Origin of the sequence: Methanobrevibacter sp. 87.7, assembly GCF_002208625.1 — an archaeon.
In the GTDB taxonomy this organism is placed as follows: Archaea; Methanobacteriota; Methanobacteria; order Methanobacteriales; family Methanobacteriaceae; genus Methanarmilla.
In genome coordinates this window covers 1-1253 of record NZ_MRCT01000271.1, presented here as the reverse complement: position 1 = coordinate 1253, position 1253 = coordinate 1, and the positions used below count along the sequence as shown (strand labels likewise).

1 protein-coding gene is annotated in these 1253 nt (G+C 19.8%); it reads right to left on the bottom strand.

Annotated elements, in window-relative coordinates:
* Positions 1-209: 209 nt before the first annotated feature.
* Positions 210-938: a hypothetical protein gene (locus BGI41_RS08155; RefSeq protein WP_088540202.1), complete on the bottom strand. Its 729-nt coding sequence runs from the start codon at positions 936-938 to the stop codon at positions 210-212.
* Positions 939-1253 lie beyond the last annotated feature (315 nt).

Sequence of the window (1253 nt, the reverse complement as noted above, 5' to 3'; positions counted from 1 at the left end):
GTTTATTAGCTTAGTATATAAAAATAGTTTAGAATTTTTAATTTTATATAAAAATAGTTAAAAGTTATTATTTCTATCTAAAAGTTTATTATTTATTATAAAAATAGTAAAAAAATTTATTATTAATTTATTTTTAATAATAAAATTTTAAAGTATAAAAATTTTAATTTTAATTATTTTTAGACTATTAATCATATTTAAAAAGTATTTTAAGTTTTATCTCTTATACTTGGATCTAAACTATCAATACTTTTTATAAGTTTTGTTGTAACGTCTAATTTATGTTGTTGACTTTCACCTTGACCATATTCAAATAGAATTGTATTAAATCCTTCATTTGCAATTGGTTCTGTTACCCATTGTGGTGAAGTACCTTCAGTAAAGTTGTACTCTGCAATTCCTGTATCTTTCTCCATTTTATGGGCATAATCAAATGCTGCAGGTTTATCAGTACTCATTACTTGTATGTATCTATCTGGATCCCAATATTCTTCCATTTCATGAACATCTACAACTACATATGGATTATATTGTTGTAAATCTTTTACAATATAATCATATGCTAACATTTCACCCATATGTCTATTTGTTTGATAGTCACTTGTATTAAGATCAGTTTGATTTAGATTTAATTTAATAAAGTATACAACATATTTTTTAGATAAGTTGTTATTATTTGTCATATTCATTATTGTTTGATTAGTTGCATTATGTGTACCGTTTTCAAAGCTATGAACACCTAAAATAATTACAGCTGTATCGTTTGTTGACATATTTCCACATATTGTTTTATATACAGTACCATTTGAATTTTGTCCTGTGATGTTTGTTTCAGGATTTTTAATATCATCTGTATTATCTGAAAATATAAATACAATATTTATTAGAAATATGATAATTAATATGACTAATAGAATTTTTAGTGTCTGTTTTTTCATTCTATCATTCTAATTAATTTTAGATTAATATATCTTTAATTAAATATTTAATATTTGTGTATATTACTTATATAATCTTTAATTTACTTTTAGCTATTTTCTGATTATATCTAATTTTTAAACTTATAACTATTTAGTCTATTTTTTTAAATTTTTACTTTATAATCATGATTTTAAAATAATATTTTTTCACATTTTTTATTATTTTTTAAAGTATAAAGGTAGATAAATAGAACATAAAAAAAAACAAATTAAAATTTAAAAAAAATATAAAACATGTAATTAACAAATAATTACAAAAAAAATAGTAAAAAA